This window comes from Xylanimonas sp. McL0601 (genome assembly GCF_049852175.1).
In the GTDB taxonomy this organism is placed as follows: domain Bacteria; phylum Actinomycetota; class Actinomycetes; order Actinomycetales; family Cellulomonadaceae; genus Xylanimonas.
In genome coordinates, this window is record NZ_CP187527.1 from 550240 (window position 1) to 572641 (window position 22402).

At 73.4% G+C, this 22402-nt stretch carries 19 protein-coding genes; 8 read left to right on the forward strand and 11 right to left on the reverse strand.

The window, feature by feature from the left end; translation table 11 throughout:
* Window positions 1–7: 7 nt before the first annotated feature.
* The gene (locus tag ACO4JP_RS02485; RefSeq protein ID WP_425955818.1) at window positions 8–526 is read right to left on the reverse strand and encodes a methylated-DNA--[protein]-cysteine S-methyltransferase; all 519 of its coding nucleotides are present in this window, start codon (window positions 524–526) and stop codon (window positions 8–10) included.
* Window positions 523–2172: an AlkA N-terminal domain-containing protein gene (locus ACO4JP_RS02490; protein ID WP_425955819.1), complete on the reverse strand. Its 1650-nt coding sequence runs from the start codon at window positions 2170–2172 to the stop codon at window positions 523–525. Before ACO4JP_RS02490 ends, ACO4JP_RS02485 begins: the two co-directional genes overlap by 4 nt.
* Window positions 2173–2350: 178 nt before the next feature.
* Between ACO4JP_RS02490 and ACO4JP_RS02495 the strand changes: the two genes are divergently transcribed.
* From ACO4JP_RS02495 to ACO4JP_RS02515, 5 genes are read left to right on the forward strand one after another with little or no spacing between them, the layout of a single operon-like run.
* Window positions 2351–3943: an ABC transporter substrate-binding protein gene (locus ACO4JP_RS02495; RefSeq protein ID WP_425955820.1), complete on the forward strand. Its 1593-nt coding sequence runs from the start codon at window positions 2351–2353 to the stop codon at window positions 3941–3943.
* Window positions 3943–4890, forward strand: a complete 948-nt coding sequence (locus ACO4JP_RS02500; protein WP_425955821.1) for an ABC transporter permease — start codon at window positions 3943–3945, stop codon at window positions 4888–4890. The genes ACO4JP_RS02495 and ACO4JP_RS02500 overlap by 1 nt, the downstream gene beginning before the upstream one ends.
* A complete protein-coding gene (locus ACO4JP_RS02505; protein ID WP_425955822.1) occupies window positions 4887–5726 on the forward strand; it encodes an ABC transporter permease in 840 nt (279 codons plus the stop codon). Before ACO4JP_RS02500 ends, ACO4JP_RS02505 begins: the two co-directional genes overlap by 4 nt.
* A complete protein-coding gene (locus ACO4JP_RS02510) occupies window positions 5723–7249 on the forward strand; it encodes an ABC transporter ATP-binding protein (protein WP_425955823.1) in 1527 nt (508 codons plus the stop codon). Before ACO4JP_RS02505 ends, ACO4JP_RS02510 begins: the two co-directional genes overlap by 4 nt.
* Window positions 7246–8382: a peptidase C39 family protein gene (locus ACO4JP_RS02515; protein WP_425955824.1), complete on the forward strand. Its 1137-nt coding sequence runs from the start codon at window positions 7246–7248 to the stop codon at window positions 8380–8382. Before ACO4JP_RS02510 ends, ACO4JP_RS02515 begins: the two co-directional genes overlap by 4 nt.
* 6 nt (window positions 8383–8388) lie before the next feature.
* Here ACO4JP_RS02515 and ACO4JP_RS02520 read toward each other — a convergent pair whose 3' ends face one another.
* The 6 genes from ACO4JP_RS02520 to ACO4JP_RS02545 all read right to left on the reverse strand — a co-directional run bounded on the left by ACO4JP_RS02520 (window position 8389) and on the right by ACO4JP_RS02545 (window position 13216).
* Window positions 8389–9411: an alpha/beta hydrolase gene (locus tag ACO4JP_RS02520; RefSeq protein ID WP_425955825.1), complete on the reverse strand. Its 1023-nt coding sequence runs from the start codon at window positions 9409–9411 to the stop codon at window positions 8389–8391.
* Window positions 9412–9505: 94 nt separating this feature from the next.
* Entirely contained in the window at window positions 9506–10585 is a 1080-nt protein-coding gene (locus ACO4JP_RS02525; RefSeq protein ID WP_425955826.1) for an FtsX-like permease family protein, read from the reverse strand.
* On the reverse strand, window positions 10582–11223 hold the full coding sequence (locus tag ACO4JP_RS02530) for an ABC transporter ATP-binding protein (protein ID WP_425955827.1): 642 nt from the start codon (window positions 11221–11223) through the stop codon (window positions 10582–10584). The genes ACO4JP_RS02525 and ACO4JP_RS02530 overlap by 4 nt, the downstream gene beginning before the upstream one ends.
* Window positions 11220–12269 carry a peptidoglycan-binding domain-containing protein gene (locus ACO4JP_RS02535; protein WP_425955828.1) on the reverse strand — a complete coding sequence of 350 codons (1050 nt, stop codon included), beginning with the start codon at window positions 12267–12269 and terminating at the stop codon, window positions 11220–11222. Before ACO4JP_RS02535 ends, ACO4JP_RS02530 begins: the two co-directional genes overlap by 4 nt.
* Before the next feature lie 29 nt (window positions 12270–12298).
* Complete coding sequence (locus ACO4JP_RS02540; protein WP_425955829.1) at window positions 12299–12904, reverse strand: hypothetical protein; 606 nt, start codon at window positions 12902–12904, stop codon at window positions 12299–12301.
* Between the two features lie 3 nt (window positions 12905–12907).
* Window positions 12908–13216 (reverse strand): hypothetical protein, encoded by a 309-nt coding sequence (locus tag ACO4JP_RS02545; RefSeq protein ID WP_425955830.1) that lies wholly within the window; start codon window positions 13214–13216, stop codon window positions 12908–12910.
* A gap of 332 nt (window positions 13217–13548) precedes the next feature.
* Between ACO4JP_RS02545 and clpB the strand changes: the two genes are divergently transcribed.
* Window positions 13549–16152, forward strand: coding sequence for an ATP-dependent chaperone ClpB (clpB, locus tag ACO4JP_RS02550; RefSeq protein ID WP_425955831.1), 2604 nt, complete (start codon window positions 13549–13551; stop codon window positions 16150–16152).
* Window positions 16153–16209: 57 nt separating this feature from the next.
* On the opposite strand, the gene ACO4JP_RS02555 is transcribed toward clpB, so the two are convergent.
* From ACO4JP_RS02555 to ACO4JP_RS02565, 3 genes are read right to left on the reverse strand one after another with little or no spacing between them, the layout of a single operon-like run.
* Complete coding sequence (locus ACO4JP_RS02555) at window positions 16210–17757, reverse strand: xylulokinase (RefSeq protein ID WP_425955832.1); 1548 nt, start codon at window positions 17755–17757, stop codon at window positions 16210–16212.
* The gene (locus ACO4JP_RS02560; protein ID WP_425955833.1) at window positions 17754–18758 is read right to left on the reverse strand and encodes a zinc-dependent alcohol dehydrogenase; all 1005 of its coding nucleotides are present in this window, start codon (window positions 18756–18758) and stop codon (window positions 17754–17756) included. The genes ACO4JP_RS02555 and ACO4JP_RS02560 overlap by 4 nt, the downstream gene beginning before the upstream one ends.
* A gap of 20 nt (window positions 18759–18778) precedes the next feature.
* Entirely contained in the window at window positions 18779–19606 is an 828-nt protein-coding gene (locus tag ACO4JP_RS02565) for an exodeoxyribonuclease III (RefSeq protein ID WP_425955834.1), read from the reverse strand.
* A 232-nt stretch (window positions 19607–19838) separates the two neighbouring features.
* Here ACO4JP_RS02565 and ACO4JP_RS02570 point away from each other — a divergent pair, with 232 nt between their 5' ends.
* Window positions 19839–21371 (forward strand): ABC transporter substrate-binding protein, encoded by a 1533-nt coding sequence (locus tag ACO4JP_RS02570; protein WP_425955835.1) that lies wholly within the window; start codon window positions 19839–19841, stop codon window positions 21369–21371.
* Window positions 21372–21406: 35 nt separating this feature from the next.
* Entirely contained in the window at window positions 21407–22357 is a 951-nt protein-coding gene (locus tag ACO4JP_RS02575) for an ABC transporter permease (protein WP_425955836.1), read from the forward strand.
* Window positions 22358–22402: the final 45 nt, after the last annotated feature.

The window sequence follows — 22402 nt, forward strand, 5'->3', positions numbered from 1 at the left end:
GGGACGTCTACCGCGCGGACTCGCGGGTCAGGAGGGACTCCTTCACCGGCAGCCCGTAGCGGAAGCCGCCGAGGCTCCCGTCCGTGCGCAACACCCGATGGCACGGGACGAACAGCGCGGCCGCGTTCATCGCGCACGCCCCGGCTGCGGCGCGCACCGCCGCCGGCCGCCCCGACCGCTCGGCGTACTGCGTGTACGTCACCACGTCCCCCGGCGCGACGTCGCGCAGCACGTCCCACGCGTGCTGCCGGAACTCGCCGGACCGCTGACGCACCGGCACCTTCCCGGGTGCGTCGAGATCGCCGGCGTAGTACGCCTCGACGGCGGCGACGGCGTCCGCGAGGACGTCGCCGCGGGAGGCGGCGCCGTCGGGTGAGACCGAAGCGGGTCGCAGCGTCGGGTGCACGAGGGCGACCAGCGACGCGACGTCGTCGGTCCACCCGGAGGCGAGCACGGCGTCGTCGTCGGCGACGATCGTGAACTTCCCGTCGGGGGTGGTGAGGGTGGCGGATCGGGCGGTGGTCATGCGATTTCCTCTCGTTCGACGTTCACACGGGGGAAGGGGGCGGAGGCGGCGTGCCACAGGTGCATCGCCGCGTACGAGCGCCACGGCGCCCAGGCCGCGGCGCGGACGGCCAGGTCGCGATGGCGGCGGCCCGCAGGCAGGTCCGACGGCGGTGCGACGCGGGCCGCGGCCGCACCGGCCAGCAGCGCGACGTCCCCGTCGAGCCAGGCGTCCGGGTCGCCGAGCACACGCATCCCGACGTACGCCGCGGTCCACGGCCCGACGCCGGGCAGGGCGACGAGCGTGGCCCGCAGCGCGTCGGGGTCCGCCCCGACGTCGACGGCGAGCTCGCCGTCGGCCAGCGCCCGCGCCGCGCCGACGACGGCGGCCACGCCACGCGCCGGCAGGCGCAGCGGGCGCTCAGGGTCCGCCGCCTCGGGGCTGCCGGGGACGGGCACGGCGATGCCGGCGCCGATCGCGGCGGGCGTCGGGAAGAGCGTCGTGAGCCCCTCGAACCCGGACGCGTAGGGGGTGCCGAGCGTCGCGGCGAGCCGGCCCAGGTGCGTGCGCGCGGCCGCGACGGAGATCTGCTGCCCGACGATCGCCCGCAGCACCAGCTCGTGCGGGTCGACGGCCCCGGGCACGCGGATCCCCGGGGTGTCCGCGACCAGCGGCGCGAGCACGGGGTCGGCGACGAGGGCCGCGTCGACGGCGACCGGGTCGGCGTCGAGGTCGAGCAGCCGGCGCACGCGCGCGACGGCGGTCGCGACGTCGGCGAGGGAGGCGAGCTCGACGCGCAGGCGCAGCTCCCACACCCCGGCGCGCGAGCCCCGGTGCCCGGACGGCCCGCCGGGGGTCGCCGTCACCTCAGCCGCCGCCGGGCCGTGCGGGAGGTCGAGCGTCCGCGCGTACCGCAGCACCCCGCCGTCGAGCACCGACGCCGCCTCGACGCCGGCGACGGCGCGCACGGCGAGAAACCGGAAGATCCCGGGCGCGTCGAACGGCTGCCGCACGGGCAGCGAGAGCTCGAGCCGCACCGGCTCGACGGCGGTGGCCCTGCCGTGCCCGCCGCCGGAGCGGGCCGCCGCCGTGCGCGCTGCGGAGGCGCGGAGGGCTCCCGGCGTCGTGGCGAAGATCTCCAGGAGCGTGTCGTTGAACTGGCGGATCGAGCCGAAGCCGGCCGCGAACGCGACGTCCGCCAGTCGCAGCTCCGTGCCCACGAGCAGGGCCCGCGCGGTCTGGGCACGCTGTGCCCGGGCCAGCGCGAGCGGGCCGGCGCCGAGCTCCGCGACCAGCAGCCGGTGCACGTGCCGGGCGCTGTACCCGAGGCGCACCGCCAGCCCCTCGACGCCTTCCCGGTCGACGACGCCGTCGGCCACGAGCCGCATCGCCCGCCCGGCGAGGTCGCGCCGCAGGTTCCAGGCGGGCGTGCCGGGCGCGGCCTCGGGCAGGCAGCGCTTGCAGGCGCGGTACCCGGCCTCGTGCGCGGCGGCGGAGGTGAGATAGAACGTGACGTTCTCCGGGCGCGGCGTCCGCGCCGGGCATGATGGCCGGCAGTAGATCCCCGTGGTGCGGACGGCGGTGAAGAACTGCCCGTCGAACCGCGTGTCGCGCGCCGCGATCGCGCGGTACCGCTCGGCGAACTCGGCGGTCTGGGTGACGGTCATACGGCCATCCTCACCGAAGCGACGCGCACAGGGCTAGCGGGAATCGGACACGTGGCGCGATGTGCCGCGGAACCACCGCTTCCGCCCATCGGACGGATTTTGTCCGAAACGTGGGCACAGCGCTACGATCCCGCCGGTCCATCGCGACGAACGCCTCGTCCTGGCCCGAGGAGAACCCATGACGTTCCTTCCGCGTGCACGCGCGCGTCGCGGCATCGCCGCGCTCACCCTGCTGGCCACCGCCCTCCTCGCGGCCTGTGCCCCGTCCGAGCCCTCCGGCTCCGACGGCGGGGGCAGCGGCGCCGCGAAGGACACGCTCGTCGTCGGGCTCCCGGGGTCGCTGTCGTCGCTCGACCCGGCCGTCGAGGGCGGCATCCTCAACTACTACGTCGCCGCGATCTCCGCCGAGGGCCTGCTCGGCGTCGCCGCCGACGGCAAGCTGCAGCCCGCGATCGCCGAGTCCTGGAAGACGCCGGACGCGAAGACCTACGTCTTCCAGATCCGTAAGGACGCCCGGTTCTCCGACGGCACGCCCGTCACCGTCGACGACGTCCTCTACTCGCTCGACCGCGCGCGCGACCCGGTCGCCTCGCCGAGCACGGCGTCGTACTGGCCCGAGCTCACGGTCGCGCAGACCGGCGCGCAGGAGGTCACGATCACCCTCGCCCAGCCGAACGTGACCTTCCTGTCGACGGTCACCAACGCGGGCGCCCTGTGGATCACGTCGCGCGCCTACGGCGAGAAGCACTCGCCGGCCGGCACGTCGGGCGCCCCCGGCCTCGGCAGCGGCCCGTACAAGGCGGTCGAGTTCGCGCCCGACTCGCACGCCACGTTCGCGGCCGACGACACGTGGTGGGGCGGCCCGGCGCGCTACAAGACCGTCCGCTTCGACTTCATCCCCGACGAGAACACGCGCCTCCTGGCCCGCCGCTCGGGTGACATCGACATCGCGCTCAACGTGCCGCTCGACCAGGTCGACGCGTGGAAGGGCGCCGGCGACACCGACGTCCTCTTCGCCTCGGACCACTCCTACGTCGGCCTCCAGCTCGACCAGGACGTCAAGCCGTTCGACGACGTCCACGTGCGCCGCGCCATCGCGCACGCCGTCGACCGCGACGCCATCGTGACCTCGATCCTGCACGGCCACGGCGAACCTGCGCTCGGCTTCCCGACCCCGGAGCAGCTTGGCGCCGTCGTCGGCGAGGACGAGGCGAACAGCCTGCTCGCGGGCCTGCCGCAGCTCGGGTTCGACCTCGACGCCGCGAAGGCCGAGCTCGCGCAGTCGAGCGTGCCCGGCGGCTTCTCGGCCGAGCTCGCCTACCCGGCCACGGGCCCGCAGCTCGGCAAGGCCGCGCTCGCGCTGGCCGAGAACCTCAAGACCATCGGCATCGACCTCAAGGTCACCGAGGTGCCGATCGAGCAGTGGATCACCTCGCTCGACGACGAGACGCGCGGCCTGCACTACACCTGGTACTTCTCGACGACGGGCGACCCGGGCGAGGTCATCGGCTGGTACCTGCGCCCCGACAACCCCTACGGATACCGCAACCCGAAGGTCGCGCAGTCGCTCACGGACGCGAGCACCGAGACCGACCCGAAGGCGCGCGTGGCCGACATCATCGCGGCGAACACGCAGGCCAACACCGACGTCGCGGCGATCCCGCTGTGGTGGGGCCAGGCCGCGACCGCCGTCGCGCACGACCTGAAGGTCGACGAGTACACGCCGTACCTGTTCCTCGGCGCCTGGCCGAACGCGATCACGGTGCGCTGATGGCACGGCACGTCGCCGGGCGCCTCGCGGCGACCCTAGGGCTGCTGCTGGTCATCTCGGTGATCGTGTTCGCCCTGGTGCACCTGGCGCCCGGCGACCTGGCCCGCACGCTCGTGGGCACGCGCAAGGCCACGCCCGAGGCGATCGCCGCGATCCGCGCGGCCTACCACCTCGACGACCCGCTGCCCGTCCAGTACGGGCGGTGGCTCGCGGGCGTGCTGCGCGGTGACCTCGGCACGTCGGTCCGCACGGGCTCGCCGGTCGCGACGATGATCGGCGAGCGCCTCGGCTACACGTCCCTGCTCGGGGGGCTGGCCGCGGCGCTCGCCGTCGTCGTCGGCGTGCCGCTCGGGGTCCTCGCGGCGCGCACGCGCGGCCGGGTGTGGGACCGGCTCGTGGTCGGCGGTGCGGTGGTGGGCGTCAGCGCGCCCACCTTCGCCGTCTCCCTGCTCCTGCTGTACGTGCTCGCGCTGCGGCTCGGCTGGTTCCCGGTCTACGGGACGGGCGAGGGGTTCGCCGACGTCGTGCGGCACCTCATGCTCCCGGCGATCGCCCTGGCCACCGGCCTGGCCGCCGTCGTCGTCAAGGTCACGCGTGCCGCCGTCGCGCGCGAGCTCGAGGAGGACTACGTGACCTTCGCGCGCGCCCGCGGGCTCGCGCCGCTGCGCGTCGCCCGGCTGTACCTCACCAACGCCGCCGGTCCTGTGCTCGCGGCGGTCGGCCTGACCCTCACCGCGCTCGTGGGCGGCACCGTGCTCGTCGAGGTGACGTTCGCGCTGCCCGGGCTCGGCTCGCTGCTCGTCGACTCGATCACCTTCAAGGACGTGCCCGTGGTCCAGTCCGTGACCCTGCTGGTGGCCGCCGCGGTCGCGCTCGTCGCGCTCGCGGTCGACCTGCTGCACGTGCTCGCCGACCCGCGGCTGCGCCGTCGGGCGGTGGCCCGATGACGGCCGTCGCGGTGAGCGCCAGGGCGCTCCGCCGCGTCCCGCCGACGGCGTGGGCCGCCTTCGTGGTGGTCGCCGTCGTCGCCGTGTGGGCCGTCGCCGCGCCGTGGATCGTGCCGGACGCCACGGCCCAGGACCTGGTCCTGGGCGTGACCCCTGCGGGGACGCCCGGCCACCTGTTCGGCACCGACGACCTGGGCCGCGACATCCTCGCGCTCACCGTCGCCGGCACGCGCTCGGCGGTGCTGGGCCCGCTGGTCATCGCCGCTGGCTCGACGGCGCTGGGCGTGGTGCTGGGCTCGCTCGCCGGGTGGGCCGGCGGCTGGCTCGACGCCCTCGTCGGCCGCTGGACCGACCTGGTCCTGGCGCTGCCCGGCATGCTGCTCGCCATCGTGGTGGCCGGCCTCGTCGACGGCGGGTACTGGGTCACCGTCGCGCTGCTCGTCGTGCTGTTCTCCCCGGCGGACATCCGGCTGGTGCGTGCCGCCGTCGCCGCCGAGCGCGGCAAGCCGTACATCGAGGCGCCGCGCGTCCTCGGGGTGCCCGCGGCCCGCATCGTGGTGCGGCACGTGCTGCCGAACGTGCGGCCAGTGATCCTGGCGAACCTCTTCCTCAACGTCGCCTACGGGCTGGTGTCGATGTCGTCCCTGTCGTTCCTCGGGCTGGGCGTCTCGCCCGCCTCCGCCGACTGGGGCCGCCAGCTCTCCGACGCGCGGAACCTGCTGTTCACCAACCCTGCCGCCGCGATCGTGCCGGGCCTGCTCATCATCGCCGTCTCGACGGCGGTCAACCTGCTCGGCGACCGCCTCGCCGACCGTGCCGAGGGGGTGGCCGCATGAGCGCGCTCCTCGAGGCCCGCGGCATCACCGTCACCGGCCCCGACGGGCCGATCGTCGAGGGGGTCGACCTCACCGTCGACGCGGGAGCGACCCTTGCCGTCCTCGGCGAGTCCGGCTCGGGCAAGTCCCTGACCGCCAAGGCGCTCACCGGCCTGCTGCCGCGCGGCCTACGGGCCGACGGCTCCGTGACCCTCGGCGACGCCCCGGTCGACCTGCGCGCGCCCGAGCGCACCTGGCGGCGCCTGCGCGCCGGCGGCATCGTGCTGCTGCTGCAGGACCCGTTCACCAGCCTGTCCCCGGTGCACCGCTGCGGCGAGCAGATCGCCGCTGCGCTGCCCGACGCCGTCCGCCGCGACCGCGGCCGCCGACGCGAGGCCGTGCTCGCCCGACTCGGCGAGGTGGGGCTGCCGGAGCGCGTGGCGCGGGCCTACCCGTTCGAGCTCTCGGGCGGGCAGCGGCAGCGCGTGGCGATCGCGGCGGCGCTCGCGGCCGACCCGCGGGTGCTCATCGCCGACGAGCCGACCACCGCGCTCGACGTCACCACCCAGGCGGAGATCCTCGACCTGGTCGGCGGGCTGCAGTCCCGCCACGGGCTGGGCGTCGTGCTCATCACGCACGACCTCCGGCTGGCGGCCGAGCGCGCGGACGCGACACTGACGCTGTCGCGCTCGGCGCTCGCGCCGTCGCCCCGGGACAAGGCGCCGGGGGCCGCGGGCATCGACCTCGCGGGCATCGACCTCGCGCGCCCGGCCCCCGGAACGGAGCCCGTGCTCAGCGTCCGCCAGGTCGAGCGCGCCTTCGGGTCCGTCCTTGCGCTCCGCGGCGTCGACCTCGAGGTCGGGCCTGGGGAGTGCGTCGGCGTCGTCGGGGAGTCCGGCTCCGGCAAGACGACGCTCGCCCGGTGCGTCGTCGGGCTCGACACGCCCGACGGCGGGACGGTCGAGCACTCGGGAGAGCCCGGCACGCCGGCGTCGGGCCGCCGCGGCGGGGTGCGCCGCGACCCCCGCGCGGTGCAGATCGTGTTCCAGGACCCGTACTCCGCGCTCAACCCCGCGCTGACGGTCGGGGAGACCCTGGCCGAGGCGCTGCGGGCAGGCGGTCGCCCGGCATCTGAGATCCCTGCGCTGCTCGACCAGGTTCGCCTACCAGAGTCATACGCTGCGCGCAAGCCTCGGGCCCTGTCGGGCGGCGAGCGTCAGCGCGTCGCGATCGCTCGCGCGATCGCCCCGCGCCCTCGGTTGCTGGTGTGCGACGAGCCGGTCTCCGCCCTGGACGTCTCCGTCCAGGCGCAGATCCTCGACCTTCTCGTCGACCTCCGTGACCGTCTCGGGCTGTCGCTGCTGTTCGTCTCCCACGACCTGGACGTGGTGCGGCAGGTCGCGGACCGCGTCGTCGTCATGAAGGACGGCGTCGTGGTCGAGAGCGGCCCTGTCCACGACGTCCTGGGTGCCCCGCGGCACGAGTACACGCGGCGGCTCCTCGCCTCCGTGCCCGGACGACGCACGCAGGAGACACTCGCATGACTCCCACCGAGACCATCCCCACCAGGACCGCCGGTCGGCACCTCGCCCCGACCGCCGTCGAGGCCGTGACCGTGACGGGCGCGCCGTCCCGCGACGCGGTCCCGCTGGTGGTGGCCGCGCTGGCCGAGCGGTGGGACCTTGCCGGTCCGTTCCAGGTGCGCACCCTGCACGTCGTCCGCACCGCGGGGCGGGTCCAGGGTGTGGCCTTCACCGTGCACCGCCCGCTCACGGCGTACGAGAAGGTGGCCGGCTGGTGGCTGGCCGACGATGAGGCCGCCCCCGAGCTGCTGGCCGCCGTCGTGAGCCACGCGCGCGGAGCGGGCGCGGTCGTCGTCAAGGTCGAGCTGGACGAGCGGTCCGTCGCGGGCGCGGCGGCGCTCGCCGCCACCGCGCGCGCCGCCGGGTTCGCCGACGTCGCCGCACCGCTCGGCGGGGCGTCGTTCCCGCAGGGGCCTCACGACGTCCCGGCTGGCCTGGCCCTCTGGCTCGACGGCGGGCCCGCGCCCACCCCGGTGCCCTACTACCGCCAGACGACGGAGCTGACCTGCGGCCCGGTCGCGCTCGGCACGGCGTTCGCCGCGGAGGGCGATGTCTCGCTGCTGGCCCGGCAGGCCGAGATCGACGTATACCGCGAGGTCAACACCGTCGTCGGCAGCGACCCGTTCGGCCTCGCCGTCGCCGCGGCAGCCCGCGGCCACCGCCCGCGCGTGCTCATCTCGACCGCCGACCCGATCCTCCTCGAGTGCGTCCCGGCGGAGTGGGACCGCGATACCCGCGCGTTCATCCAGCGCGGGTTCCGCGACCGCGCGCTGGCCGCGGGGCTCGCGGTCGAGACACGCGACTTCGGCGTCGACGAGGTCGTGGCCCACGTGGCGGCCGGAGGCACCGCCCTGGTGCTCATCGACCAGCACCCCATGCATGCAGAGCCGTGCCCGCACTGGATCACGCTCCACGCGGTCCGCGGAGGCGTCGTCGTGGCGAACGACCCGTGGACCGACTCCCACCTGGGCGAGTCGTGGCTGGACGGGGCCGACCTGCCGCTGCCGGTGGCGACGCTCGACCGGATCGCCCAGTGGGGCGAGCCTGCCTACCGCGCGGCGCTGCTGTTCGACGGCCCGCGCCGGGAGGGCTGAGCCCGGTCAGGCGGGTACCCGCGCGCCGAGCCAGGCCACGACGGTGTTCAGGTACTCCTCGCGCGCCGGCCGGGGCGACAGGGCCAGGTCGTGCGCACCGCCCTCGACGGGGACGAACAGCACGTCCTCGCCGATGTGCTGCGCGCCGCGCCGGATCTGCTCGACGTCCAGCACGGAGTCGGTGGTCACGAGCTCGTCGTGCCGCTTGCGGTGCGGGCCCGACCGTGTCGACGCCAGCACGAGCGCCGGCACGCCGACGTCGACGCCGCGCCGCACGCGCCGGTGGGCCGCGCGCACGGACAGGAACCACCCGGCGCGGACGGGGAACCCGTCATACGGCTTCCACGTGAGGTCGAAGTCCCACTCGCCGCCCGAGCCCGTGTGCAGGGCACGCGCGTAGTACCCGCCGAGCGCGCCGACGGCGAGCCGGGGAGCCACGCGCCCGACGACGTCGATCACGCGCGTCACGGGCCCGCGCAGCAGCCAGCTCTCGTTGAGGTCGAACCAGGGGCTGTTGAGCACGAGGGCGTCCGCCCGCCCGCGGCGTCCCGCCGCCCACAGCGTGGCGACGAGACCGCCCATCGAGTGGCCCAGCACCACGAGCCGCTCGTGCCCGGCGGCGCGCACGGTCGCCGCCGCGACGTCGAGGTCCTGGGCATGCACCGCGATGTCCTTGACGATGTTCGCGTCACGGCCGGCCGCCGTGTGCGCCGCCATCGAACGCCCGTACCCGCGCAGGTCGACGGCGTAGAAGGCATACCCGGCGTCGGCGAGGGCGCGCGCGACGTGCCTGTGGAAGAAGTAGTCGACGAACCCGTGCACGTAGAGCACGGCGACCTTGCGCGCGGCCGGCTCCGCGGTGTCAGACGCGGAGGAGCCGCCCGCCTCGCCGTCGTCGGACGACAGCGAGGGGAGGTAGCGCACGAGCGTCGCCTCGGCGCCGTCGGGCAAGGGGAGGGTGCGCTGCTCGAACTCGTCGCCCAGGACGTCGGGCCGCCAGTCCGCGCCGACCTTCATGCCGCTCTGCATGGCGCCCATGGTGCCAGGGGTCGACGCGCAGCGCAGATTGCGTGCACACCCCGGTGACCTGCCCACCAACGTCTCACTCAACCGGGTGAGCGACTCAGGGCACGCGCAGCTCGAGCAGTGGGTCGCGTCGGGCGGCGACGACGGCGGGGGCGAGTCCGCCGACGGCCGTGATGAGTACGGCGAGTACGCCGATGGCGAGGGTGAAGTCGGCGGGCGCGGAAGGCTGGCCCGTCACCCGGAGCGCCACGGTGGTCCCGAGGGTTCCCGCCAGCGCGCCGGCGATGGCGAGGGAGACGATCTGGGCCAGGACGAGCGCGACGATGACGGTGCGCGTGGCGCCCAGGGCGCGCCGTCGGCCGTAGTCCTTGCGGCGCATGAGCACGAGCCCGGATTGCAGGAGCGCGATGAGCAGGCCGGTCAGGATCAGGATGCCCAGCACGAGGATCCGCGAGGACGCGGACATGGTGGCGCCGACGCTGGTCTGTAGCGCTGCCAGGTTCTCGCTCGTGGCCACGGTGACCTTGCTCTGGTCGGTCGCCCCGAGCACCGCCGTCACCGCGTTCGCCACGGCGGACACGTTCTGGGGCGCGTCAACCAGAACAACGATCAACCCGACGGACTCGGTGCCGGTGGGCGTCCGGGGAACCAAGACCAGCGGCTCCATGAAAGCCAGCGGTTCGGGCGTGTGCAGTGTGCCGGCGACGCCATAGGTGTGGCCGGCGATGGTGCGGACGGCGCCGTATCGGTCGATCAGACCCAGCCGGGACAGGGCCAGAGGTGAGGCGAACGCTGTGTCTGGGACGGCCGGGACCGCGGTGTCCAGGTCAGTGCTGTAGGCGTCGCGCAGTGCGACCTTGATCCCGCCGTCGGTGGCGACGACATCGCGTGCTCCGGAGAACACGCCGGACCAGGAGATGTGGTCGATGGCCGCGACGCGGTCGATCACCGAGGTAGTGATGCCGGCGTCGGTCTGGGCGCTGATCGTGACGGTGCGTGACCCGGCGTCGTCGAGGGTCTGGAGAACCTGCTGCTGCGTGGCCGCCGTGCGTCCCTGGGTCAGCAGGACGGCGACGCACATGGCGGCCACGGCCAGGACCGTCACCGCGGATGCGACCGGGGCCGAGCGTGCGACGGCGATCGCCTCGCGGGCCACCGCGCGTGCATGCGCCGTCACAGGGACACCACCCGGTCGCAATGCCGCATGAGCTGCGGATCGTGGGTGGCCACGACGACGACACCGCCGTCGGCGGCGACATCGGACATCGCGGCCATCACGACGCCGGCACTGCCGGCGTCGAGATTGCCCGTCGGCTCGTCTGCCAGGAGCACGTGCGGACGGTGCAACAGCGCACGGCACACCGCGATCCGCTGGGCCTGCCCGCCCGATACCTGACCCGGACGTCTGTCGGCCGGGACCTGAACTCCCATGCACTCGAGGAGCTCACGCGCCCGGCGGACGCGTGCACCCCGGTCTTCACGCCGGTACAGCGTGGTCTCCAGCACGTTGTCCAGCACTGTCCGCGTCGGGTCGAGAGCCGCGTCCTGGAACACGAATCCGTAGGTGGACGCCCGCATGTGCGCCCGCCGAGCGTCGGGCAATCCCGTCAGGAGCCGCCCATCGAGCCGGATGGTGCCCGACCGGGGGCGGACCATCAACCCCAGTAGGTACAGCAGCGTCGACTTGCCTCTGCCGGATGCCCCGGTCAACGCGGTCACTTGTCCTGGAGCGAACTCCTGCGACCACTCGGTCAGGATCGCTGGGCCACGCCCGTACCCGAACGAGATGCCCTCGCAGGCCAGGCCGTCGGTCACGGCGTCGCGCCCGCTGGGATCCGGAGCTGGGTACCCGCCGCTACACCCGTGATCACTGTCAGCCCGTTCGCACTGGCCCGGACGTGGACTGGGTGGCGGTGACCCGCGGAATCTGTCACCTCGGTGGCGCCGTCCCCTGTCGTCTGCAACGCGGCGACCGGAACGACCAGTCCGGTGACCGTCGGCACCGTCACGACCTGCGCTCCGAGCTGTGTCGCGCCGCCGACCGCGACCTGATCACAGTCGGCGCCGCAGATCGTCCCGCCATCGGGCGCCGTGAGCGTCAGCACTACCGTGTCGTCATCGCCCGGCGTACGCCCACCTACCACCGAGGGCCACTGCGCGTCACCCACACCGCTCAGCAAGACCTGCGTGCCGTCAGGGAATGTGGCCGCCTGGTCCGCGCTGACCGTCATCGTGAAGTCCGGCGACTCCGGCAACCCCAACACCGCCGCCTCGCCACCCTCCAGACTCAGATCACGCGCCACGATCGAGGAGTCCAGGCTCAGACGCCCCGGCAGCGCCTGGGGGACGAAGATCAAGTCGCCGAGTGCTACGGCTCCGGTCCGCGTCAGGCCCAGGTCTCGCTGCCACCGTCGCACGGCGGCTGCCGTGCCCGCGTCGAAGACCCCAGACGGCGGACCCTCGCGCGCGCCCAGGTCGGTGAGCATCTGCTGCAGCTGCGCCACGTCCTCGCCTCGCGCCCCCGACCCCAGATCGCGGTACGCGGGAACCGCGCCGTGTGCCACCACGACCGGGCGCTCATCGACCCGGTAGAGCACCGCGCCGTTCGCCACCGCGTGTGCAGGGTCGAGCTCCACCCCGGTCACGATGCCCGATGCGCGATTGGTCCCCGCGGGCCGGGGAGTCCACTGCGCCACAGCGTTCAGCCGAACCGAGGCCCCAACCTCACCCGCGACCACCGCGACCACCGCGTACGGCGCCTGAGACGCCGCCGACGCGGCGGGCGCCAGAACCTGCGAGACGCTCCACCCACCCGCGGCCCCGGCCACAGCGATGACCAGGGCCGCGACCAGGAAGACCATCGACGGTCGGCGCCCGAACCGTGAACCCGTCACGGCTGGTAGAACCGGTCGGCCGGATCAGGGCACGCTGACCTCAGTTCCTGCGACGCGCCGACGCCCACGGCGCCCACCTCCGCATACGGCAGCCACAACCCGTCCTGCGGGTTCTTGAACTGCTCGAGCCAGACTTCGACCGACGGCGGCTCCGAGATCGAGTACCCCTGAGTGATCAGACACTGCCGCGTCTTCAGCTCATAGCCGTACCGCTCTCGGATCGCCCGATCCGACATCACCGGAGTTGGGAACATGGCCTCGACCTTCTCCTGGCACCGGTCCTGACTCGCGTCGTATGCATCCCGCTGTTCCTCGGGCACATCACCGCCGTAGGCGCCGTCCTCCTTCAGGGTGATCGTTGTCCACCCCTCACCGACGATGCAGTCGAACACCTTGCGGCCGAAGAACTGCGAGTACGTCAACCCGTCGATCAAGCCGTTCGCGTCAACCTGGTCCAGATAGGCGTAACCCCCGCCCGGCGTCGAGGGCTCATCACCGGCGTCACCACGCGAGGCCGCCGCGCCGACGGAACATGCCGACACCAACGCTGTGACCAGGACGAGCAACGGCACCGACAGCGCCCGACCCGGCCTGCTTCCCACTTCTCAGACCGTCGACACGCAGGACGAGGAAGCGCTCAGCACGGTCGGGGCCGCAATGGCCCAGTCCCCCGCCTGCTGGTTGGAGTACCAGTTGGCTGCGGCGTTGGTTCCGAGCGTCCGGGTCTCGGTCCAGGAGCCAACAACGGCCTTCGTCGTCCCGCTGCTGACGCTCGCAAGGGCAACGATCTTGGCGGCCCCGCACGAGCGGAACCCGCTCAACGTCGCCGCGCTGGCCGGCGCTGCCGCAGCGATGAGCAGAGCGCCACCGGCGATCACCGCACCGGCGGCCTTCATGTGCAGCCTGTTTCGCATGTTCAAGACCTTCCGTGAGAGGAACTTGGTGGTCGCATCTTGGAGGCGGCCATTCGACCTGTCAATCGGAAGATTTGCGGGCTGACCTGCACGGTCTCACGGCAACAAGATGCTGCTACTACCGCGACTCACGACGAGCAACCCCGCGAGAGGCACAAGCGGCGACGGGGTTTCGTCTGGCGAGCCGGTCGCGGCCACTGCGTCGTCACCATCAGGGCCCCGCTCCGCACCGGCTCACCGGCTCACCGGGTTGCCTTCAAAGTTGAGCGGAATAGACTCAACTTGGTCCGGTTTCCCCCTCAAGCCCCTGTCAACCCTCTACCGGAGCATCGATGGACACGAAGTTCACCACCATGTCGCAGCAGGCCCTCGGCGACGCCGTCCAGTCGGCGTCCGCGGCCGGCAACCCCCAGCTCGAGCCCGTCCACCTGCTCGCCGCGCTGCTCGCGCAGCAGGGCGGCGTCGCCGTCGGGCTGCTCGACGCCGTCGGCGCGAGCACCCAGGAGATCGGCCGCAAGGTGCGCGCCGCCCTGGTCGCCCTCCCGAGCGCGACCGGCACCAGCACCGCCCAACCGTCCGCGAGCCGCGCCACCGCCGTCGTGCTCGACAACGCCCAGAAGGAGGCGCAGGGCCTCGGCGACGAGTACGTGTCCACCGAGCACCTGCTCATCGGCATCGCCGCCGGGCAGTCGCCCGCCGCGCAGGCGCTCGCGGACGGCGGCGCGACGGCCGACGCGCTGCGCGCCGCGCTGCCTGCCGTCCGCGGCTCCTCACGCGTCACCTCCCCCAACCCCGAGGGCACCTACAAGGCCCTCGAGCAGTACGGCTCCGACCTCACCCAGCGCGCCCGCGACGGCAGGCTCGACCCGGTGATCGGCCGCGACGCCGAGATCCGCCGAGTCATCCAGGTGCTGAGCCGGCGCACCAAGAACAACCCCGTGCTCATCGGTGAGCCCGGCGTCGGCAAGACGGCCGTCGTCGAGGGGCTGGCCCAGCGCATCGTCGCGGGCGACGTGCCCGACTCGCTGCGCGGCAAGCGCCTGGTCGCCCTGGACCTCGCCAGCATGGTCGCGGGCGCCAAGTACCGCGGCGAGTTCGAGGAGCGCCTCAAGGCGGTGCTCGAGGAGATCCAGTCGTCCGACGGCGAGGTCGTCACCTTCATCGACGAGCTGCACACCGTCGTCGGCGCGGGCGCCGGGAGCGAGGGTGCGATGGACGCGGGCAACATGCTCAAGCCCATGCTCGCCCGCGGCGAGCTGCGCATGGTGGGCGCGACGACGCTCGACGAGTACCGCGAGCACATCGAGAAGGACCCGGCGCTCGAGCGGCGGTTCCAGCAGGTGTTCGTGGGGGAGCCGTCCGTCGAGGACACGGTGGCGATCCTGCGCGGGCTCAAGGAGCGGTACGAGGCGCACCACAAGGTGACGATCGCCGACTCCGCGCTGGTCGCCGCGGCGACCCTGAGCGACCGGTACATCTCGGGGCGCCAGCTCCCGGACAAGGCGATCGACCTCGTCGACGAGGCCGCGTCCCGGCTCCGGATGGAGCTGGACTCGAGCCCCATCGAGATCGACGAGCTGCAGCGCGCCGTCACGCGCCTCGAGATGGAGGAGGTCGTGCTCTCCGAGTCCACGGACGCTGCCTCGGTCGAGCGCCTCGGCCGCCTTCGCGCCGAGCTCGCCGACAAGCGCGAGGCCCTCGCCGCGCTCACCGCCCGGTGGGAGGCCGAGAAGGCAGGCCACAACCGGGTCGGCGACCTGCGCGCCCGCCTCGACGAGCTGCGCGTGGACGCCGAGCGCAAGCTGCGCGACGGCGAGCTCGAGGCCGCCGCGCGCATCCAGTACGGCGAGATCCCCGCCGTCGAGAAGGAGCTCCTCGCCGCCCAGCGCGCCGAGGAGCAGGACGAGGCGGTGGCCACGAAGGCCCCGATGATCTCCGACAAGGTCGGCGCCGACGAGATCGCCGAGGTCGTCGCCGCCTGGACAGGAATCCCCGCCGGCCGCCTGCTGCAGGGCGAGACGGAGAAGCTCCTGTCGATGGAGTCCGTCATCGGCGCCCGGCTCATCGGGCAGACCGCCGCGGTCGCCGCGGTCTCGGACGCGGTCCGCCGTGCCCGCGCGGGCGTCGCCGACCCCGACCGCCCCACCGGGTCGTTCCTCTTCCTCGGCCCCACCGGCGTCGGCAAGACGGAGCTGGCCAAGGCGCTCGCGGACTTCCTGTTCGACGACGAGCGCGCCATGGTGCGCATCGACATGTCGGAGTACGGCGAGAAGCACAGCGTCGCGCGCCTCGTCGGCGCACCGCCTGGGTATGTCGGGTACGAGGAGGGCGGCCAGCTCACCGAGGCGGTGCGCCGTCGGCCCTACTCGGTGGTGCTGCTCGACGAGGTGGAGAAGGCGCACCCCGAGGTCTTCGACATCCTGCTGCAGGTGCTCGACGACGGCCGGCTGACCGACGGCCAGGGCCGCACCGTCGACTTCCGCAACGTGATCCTCGTGCTGACCTCGAACCTCGGCTCGCAGTTCCTCGTGGACCCGGCCCTCGACGAGGAGACCAAGCGCGAGGCGGTCCTGGCGACGGTCCGCGCGTCGTTCAAGCCGGAGTTCCTCAACCGGCTCGACGACGTCGTGGTCTTCGACGCGCTCTCGCTCGACGAGCTGGGGCAGATCGTGGACCTGCAGGTGCGGGCCTTCGCGGGCCGGCTCGCGGACCGGCGGATCCAGCTGGAGGTGACTCCGGCCGCCCGCGAGTGGCTGGCCCTCGAGGGCTTCGACCCGGCCTACGGCGCGCGCCCGCTGCGCCGCCTGGTGCAGCGCGAGATCGGCGACCGCCTGGCCCGCATGCTCCTCGCGGGCGACGTCCAGGACGGCACGACGGTGGTGGTCGACCGCCCGGACGACGCGCTGACGGAGGGCCTGACCCTCACGAAAGGCTGACGCGAAGCCGCCGCTGGTTGAGCTTGTCGAAACCCACCCACGAGGGTTTCGACAAGCTCAACCAGCGGCGGACCCGAGCAGCGCGAACGTCTCCCTGAGCGCCGGGTACAGCCCGCGGTAGGCGGCGAAGAGCCGGTCGTAGACGGCGGCCGCAGCGTCGTCGGGCAGCACGTTCCGCCCCCGGGCGACGAACTGCCCGCCGCCGTGGGAGAGACTCTGGCCCTGCTGCGGTGGCGTGACAGGGCCAGGTTCAGGCCCACGCCGCTGGGCGAACGCCGCTGCCTGGAGGGCGGCGCCGGCGGCCGAGACCTCGCCGTCCGCGCAGACCCGGACCGGCCGGCGGGTCGCATCCGCCACGATCTGCGCCCACAGGGGCGAGCGCGCCCCGCCGCCCACGGCCCGCAGCTCGCGCACCGGCGTGCCCGTCGCGTCCTCGAGCAGCTCGAGCTGGAGCCGCAGCTCCAGCGCCACACCCTCGAGCACGGCCCGGTACAGGTGGGCCGTGGTGTGCCGCCCGTGCCAGCCGACGACGGCGCCGCGCGCGAGCGGGTCCCAGTGCGGCGTCTGCGCGGCGTTCCAGTAGGGGAGCACCAGCAGCCCCTCGGCGCCGGGCGGGATCTGTGTCGCCGCCGCCTCCATCGCCCCGACGTCGGAACCCGCGAACCGGGCGGCCCACGACGCGACGTACGCGGCCGCGTTGAGCACGGTCTCGAGCACGTACGTCCCCGGCCGCACCCCGGCCAGGGTGCGGAACGCCGGGCTGGTCAGGTAGCCGTCCGACGACACCCCGCACACCATCGACGTGCCCAGGTTGAGGTACGCGATCCCCGGCTCCTCGACGCCGAGCGCGAGCCCGGCCGACTGCCCGTCACCGATCCCGGCGACGAGCGGCACGGGCCGTGGCAGGCCCAGCTCTGCGGCGACGTCGGGCAACAGCTCGCCGATCGCCTCGCCGCCGTCGACGAGCCTAGGGAGCTGGTCCTCGCGGAGCCCGGCCGCGGCGACGAGCTCGGGCGACCAGTCGAGACGCGCGAGGTCGAAGAGCCCGAGCGTGTCGGCGCTCGCGCGGCTCGTGACGAGCCGGCCGGTCAGGCGCAGCGCCAGGTAGGCCTGCACGTCGGCGACGCGAGAGGCCGATCGCACGGCGTCGGGCTCGTGCTCGGCGAGCCACGCGAGCTTGTAGAGCGCGGGCGTCGTGTCCGGGGGCTTGCCCGAGACGCCGTGGACCGACCGTCCGTCGGCCAGCGGGCGGGACCCGAGGGCGGCGATCTGCGCGTGCGCCCGGGAGTCCACCCAGAGCACGGCGGGCCGCAGGGGCTCTCCTGCCGCGTCGAGCAGCACGAACGACTCGCGCTGGTGGGTGATCGCCAGCGCGACGACACGGTCCCGGTCGGCGGCAGGCAGCGCGCCGACGGCGTCGCGCACCGCGGCGACGGTCGCGGAGTACCAGGCGCGCGCGTCCTGCTCGTGGAACCCGGGCCGCGGCGTCCTCGTCTCGAGCGGGCTCGCGCCGGCGGCGACCACGGCGCCGTCGTCGTCGACCACGACGGCCTTGGCCGCCGTCGTCGAGCAGTCGACGGCGACGACGAGCGCCCCGCCGCTCACGGGGTCACCACGACCTTGAGGCCCTCGCGCGCGACCGCCACCTCGAACGCGCGCGGCGCGTCCCCCAGCCCGAACCGGTGGGACACCAGCGAGCGCACGTCGACCCGTCCGCTGACGACCAGGTCGATCGCGCGCGGGTAGACCTCCTTCATGCGCCGCGCCATGCGGAACGTCAGGCCCTTGCGCCGGGCGTGCGCCGCGGGGAACGCGGTGTGGTCGTCGTCGGGGATGCCTGCCAGAACCACCGTCGCGCCGGGCCGCGCCGCCTCGACCGAGATCGCGACGGCGTCGTCGTTGCCCGCGCACTCGATCACGGTGTGCGCCCCGAGCGGCCCGACGGCGTCGCGCAGCGCCACGGCGAACCCGTCGGCCGCGGGGTCGAGGACGACGTCGGCCCACCGCGCTGCCACCTCGCGTCGGCGCGCGAGCGGCTCGACGGCCAGGGCCCGCGCCGCCCCGGCCACGCGGGCCACCTGCAGCGCGCACAGCCCGATGGGCCCGCACCCGACGACGACGACCGTGCCGCCCACGCGCGGGTGAGACAGGTCGACGGCGTGGATCGCGACGCCCAGCGGTTCGAGCATCGCGACGTCGGCGTCGTCGAGCGCATCCGGGACGGGGTGCACGCGATGCTCGGGCCAGGCGATCAGCTCGCGGAGCGCGCCGTCGGTGGTGCCGTGCCCCGCGAACCGCACCTGCGGGCACAGGTTGGCGTGCCCCTCGGCGCACAGCTCGCAGTGCCCGCACGGCACGGCCGGGTCGACGGCGACGCGCTCGCCGGTGCGCGGCCCCTCGGCGATGGTGCCGCCCAGCTCGTGCCCGAGCACGAGCGGCCGGTCGAGCGTCGCGTCGCCGATACCGCCCTCGGCGAACCAGTGCAGGTCCGACCCGCACAGCCCGACGGCGGTGACACGCACGAGCACCTCACCCGGGCCCGCGGAGGGCGGCGCCTCCTCGTCCACGCGCAGGTCACCGACGGCGTGCAAGCGGGCAGCCTTCATGCCTGCCACCCTAGAACCCGTCAGGCGAGGTCGAGGATCACCGGGACGTGGTCGCTCGCGCCCTTGCCCTTGCGCTCCTCGCGGTCGATCGTCACGCCGGTGACGCGGCCGGCCAGCGCCGGCGAGGCCCACGTGAAGTCGATCCGCATGCCGTAGTTCCGCGGGAACGAGAGCTGCTTGTAGTCCCAGTACGTGTAGGTGCGCTCGGCGGGGAGGTGCTCCCGCGAGACCTCCCGGTAGCCGGCGCCCGCGAACGCCGCGAACGCGGCCCGTTCGGGCGCCGAGACGTGCGTGGCGCCGTCGAACAGAGAGATGTTCCACACGTCGGTGTCGAGCGGTGCGACGTTCCAGTCGCCCACCATCGCGACCTGCGCGGCCGGGTCGTCCGCCAGCCAGCGCGCCGACTCGGCGCGCAGCGCCTCGAGCCAGGCCAGCTTGTAGGCGTAGTGCGGGTCGGCCAGCGCCCGGCCGTTGGGCACGTACAGCGACCAGACGCGCACGCCCCCGCACGTCGCGCCGAGCGCTCGTGCCTCGTGCACAGGGTCGGGGGCGTCCTCGGCCGTGGCCTCGGCCGCCGCAGCACCCTTCGCGAAGCCCGGCTGACCGGCGAACGACGTCGCGACGTCCTCGATCCCTACGCGCGAGATCAGCGCCACGCCGTTCCACTGGGAGAAGCCGACGTGCGCGACCTCGTACCCGGCGGCCTCGAACGTGAGGTACGGGAACTGGTCGTCACGGCACTTGGTCTCCTGGACGGCGAGCACGTCCGTGCCGGATCGCTCCAGGAAGGCGACCACACGGTCGGCACGGGCACGGATCGAGTTGACGTTCCAGCTGGCGAGGCGCACGCCGTCACCCTAGTGAGGGGCACGGACATCGAGCGCCACAGCCGCCACGATACGGAGTCTCATTCTGGGTGAGACGGCGGCCCAGCCGCGGTCCGCGCCCGCAGCGTAGACGGCCTGACGTCCACGCAGGTCAAGCGCCCCATGGTTGCGCGCGACCCGAAGAGAGATCTAGCGTCAACGATCTACCCCGGATGCGTGATACTGAGTTCCAGGGCAAACCCGAAGGAGCCTCATGACACGCCTCACCCGCCGTGGCGCGCGCGGTGCGGTGGCCGCGCTGGCCGCCGCCGCGATCGCGGCTCTCGCGCTCGCCGGCTGCACCGCCGGAAGCACGGCGGAGAACCCGAGCGGCACGGGCGCAGCGCGCAGCGACGTCACCATCGCCGTCGGCGCGGAGCCGGTCAACCTCGACTTCACGACGACGTCCGGTGCCGCCATCCCGCAGCTCCTCATGAACAACGTCTACGAGACGCTCGTGAAGGTCGGCCAGGACGGCAGCGTCGGGCCGCTGCTCGCCACGAGCTGGGACATCTCCCAGGACCGCACCCAGTACACGTTCCACCTGCGCCAGGGCGTCACCTTCTCCGACGGCCGCCCCTTCACGGCCGACGACGTCGTCGGGTCCTTCGACCGCGTCCGCACCGAGTGGCTCAACGCCATCAAGGGCAAGATGGACGTCGTCGCCAGGACGGAGAAGGTCGACGACGCGACGGTGCGCGTGACCCTCAAGCAGCCCTCGAACGCGTGGTTGTTCAACCTCGGGACGTCGGTGGGCGCGATCTTCCCGGCCGTCGTCGACTTCGACCTCAAGACCGCCGCCGTCGGCACCGGGCCGTACAAGGTGACCGAGGTCAAGCAGGGCGACCACATCACGCTGACCGGCCGGCCGGACTACTGGGGCGGCCCCGCGAAGCTGAAGACCGTGACGGTCCGCTACCTGACCGACACCACCGCTGCGGTCAACGCGCTGCGCGCCGGCGACGTCGACATGCTGTTCAACTCCGCCACGGGCGACCAGGTGCGTCTGCTGGCGAAGAACCCGAAGGTCCAGGTCGTCGAGGGCACCTCGACGGGCGATGTGCTCCTCTCCTTCAACAACCGCGTCGCGCCGTTCGACGACGTCCGCGTGCGGCAGGCCTTCGCCTATGCGATCGACCGCAAGGCCGTCATGGACACCGCCTCCGCGGGGTACGGCACGCTCGTCGGCGCGATGGTCACGCCGCAGGACCCGTTCTACGAGGACCTCACCGGCGTCTACCCCTACGACCCCGCCAAGGCGAAGGCGCTGCTGGCTGCGGCGGGGCAGAAGAACCTGCGCGTCACCTTCGACGTCCCCAACCTCGCCTACGCGACGACGGCGGCCGAGCTCATCGTGTCCCAGCTCGCCGAGGTGGGCGTCAAGGCGACCATCACCGTCGACGAGTTCCCAGCCGTATGGCTCGACAAGGTGTTCTCGCGCCACGACTTCCAGATGTCGGTGATCCAGCACTCCGAGGCGCACGACCTGCTGACCGTCTTCCAGCGCGACTACTACCTCGGCTACGACGACTCGAAGATCGCCCCGCTCGCCGCCCGGGCGGACGCCGGCACGCCCCAGGAGTACGTCACGGGGATGAAGAAGGTGGTGCGCCAGATCGTGAACGACGCGGGCGGTGTGGTCCTCTACCTGGCCCCGACGCTCATCGTCGCGGACAAGGGCCTGACAGGAATCCAGCCGAACGCGGTCACGGAGTCGATGGACCTGACGTCCCTGACGTGGCGCTGACGCCACCACGACGGCGGAGCGTGGAGGATGGCCGCGTGAGGCGACAGGTCGGCTGGCTCGTGGGGCAGTTCGTCGCGACCCTCGCGCTGGCCAGCGTGCTCGTCTTCTTCGTGCTGCGGGTGCTTCCCGGCGACGCCGCAGTCGTCGCGCTCGGCGTCAACGCCACGCCCGAGGCGCTCGCGCAGTGGCGGGCCGACCACGGCACGGACCGCCCCCTGCTGGTGCAGTACGGCAGCTGGGTGGGCGGGATGCTGCACGGGGACTTCGGCACCTCGTTCGTCACCGGCAACGACCTCACCACGCTCATCGTCGACCGCGTCCAGGTCACGCTCATCCTGGTGGGCCTCGGCATGCTGCTCGCGCTGCTCGTGGCGATCCCGCTGGGCACGCTCGCCGCGGTGACGCACCGCTCGCCGTGGGGCGCCCTCATCGCCGGCGCCTCGCAGGTGGGTGTCGCGATCCCCAACTTCCTGGTGGGTGTGCTGCTGGTCTCGATCGTCGCGGTGCACCTCGGCTGGCTGCCCGCGGGTGGCTGGTCCGCGCCCGCCACGAACCCCGCGGAGTTCTGGCGGCACGTGATCCTGCCTGCCGTCGCGCTCGGCACCGTCCAGGCCGCGATCATCACGCGCTACGTGCGCTCGTCCGTGCTCGAGGTCATGCGCGAGGACTTCCTGCGCACCGCCCGGGCCACCGGGCACACGCGCACGAGCGCTCTCGTGCGGCACGGCCTGCGCAACGCCGGGGTGCCGGTGGTCACCGTCGTGGGCGTGCAGCTCGCCGCGATGCTGGTGGGCGCCGTCGTCGTCGAGCGCGTGTTCGTGGTGCCCGGGCTGGGGTCGCTGCTGGTCGACTCCGTCCAGCAGCGCGACCTCCAGGCCGTCCAGTCGATCGTGATGGTGCTCGTGGCGCTGGTGGTCGTGGTCAACTTCGCCGTCGACCTGCTGTACATCGCGCTCGACCCGCGGCTGCGCGGGGTGCGGCGATGAGCTCACCCGAGATGAGCTCACCCCACGAGACCACTCGCTCCGCTC

Bases quoted from the DNA above. Each gene is read 5' to 3' on its own strand.
- ACO4JP_RS02485 (WP_425955818.1), bottom strand. From the start codon at position 526: ATGACCACCGCCCGATCCGCCACCCTCACCACCCCCGACGGGAAGTTC.
- ACO4JP_RS02490 (WP_425955819.1), bottom strand. From the start codon at position 2,172: ATGACCGTCACCCAGACCGCCGAGTTCGCCGAGCGGTACCGCGCGATC.
- ACO4JP_RS02495 (WP_425955820.1), top strand. From the start codon at position 2,351: ATGACGTTCCTTCCGCGTGCACGCGCGCGTCGCGGCATCGCCGCGCTC.
- ACO4JP_RS02500 (WP_425955821.1), top strand. From the start codon at position 3,943: ATGGCACGGCACGTCGCCGGGCGCCTCGCGGCGACCCTAGGGCTGCTG.
- ACO4JP_RS02505 (WP_425955822.1), top strand. From the start codon at position 4,887: ATGACGGCCGTCGCGGTGAGCGCCAGGGCGCTCCGCCGCGTCCCGCCG.
- ACO4JP_RS02510 (WP_425955823.1), top strand. From the start codon at position 5,723: ATGAGCGCGCTCCTCGAGGCCCGCGGCATCACCGTCACCGGCCCCGAC.
- ACO4JP_RS02515 (WP_425955824.1), top strand. From the start codon at position 7,246: ATGACTCCCACCGAGACCATCCCCACCAGGACCGCCGGTCGGCACCTC.
- ACO4JP_RS02520 (WP_425955825.1), bottom strand. From the start codon at position 9,411: ATGCAGAGCGGCATGAAGGTCGGCGCGGACTGGCGGCCCGACGTCCTG.
- ACO4JP_RS02535 (WP_425955828.1), bottom strand. From the start codon at position 12,269: ATGGTCTTCCTGGTCGCGGCCCTGGTCATCGCTGTGGCCGGGGCCGCG.
- ACO4JP_RS02545 (WP_425955830.1), bottom strand. From the start codon at position 13,216: ATGCGAAACAGGCTGCACATGAAGGCCGCCGGTGCGGTGATCGCCGGT.
- clpB (WP_425955831.1), top strand. From the start codon at position 13,549: ATGGACACGAAGTTCACCACCATGTCGCAGCAGGCCCTCGGCGACGCC.
- ACO4JP_RS02560 (WP_425955833.1), bottom strand. From the start codon at position 18,758: ATGAAGGCTGCCCGCTTGCACGCCGTCGGTGACCTGCGCGTGGACGAG.
- ACO4JP_RS02570 (WP_425955835.1), top strand. From the start codon at position 19,839: ATGACACGCCTCACCCGCCGTGGCGCGCGCGGTGCGGTGGCCGCGCTG.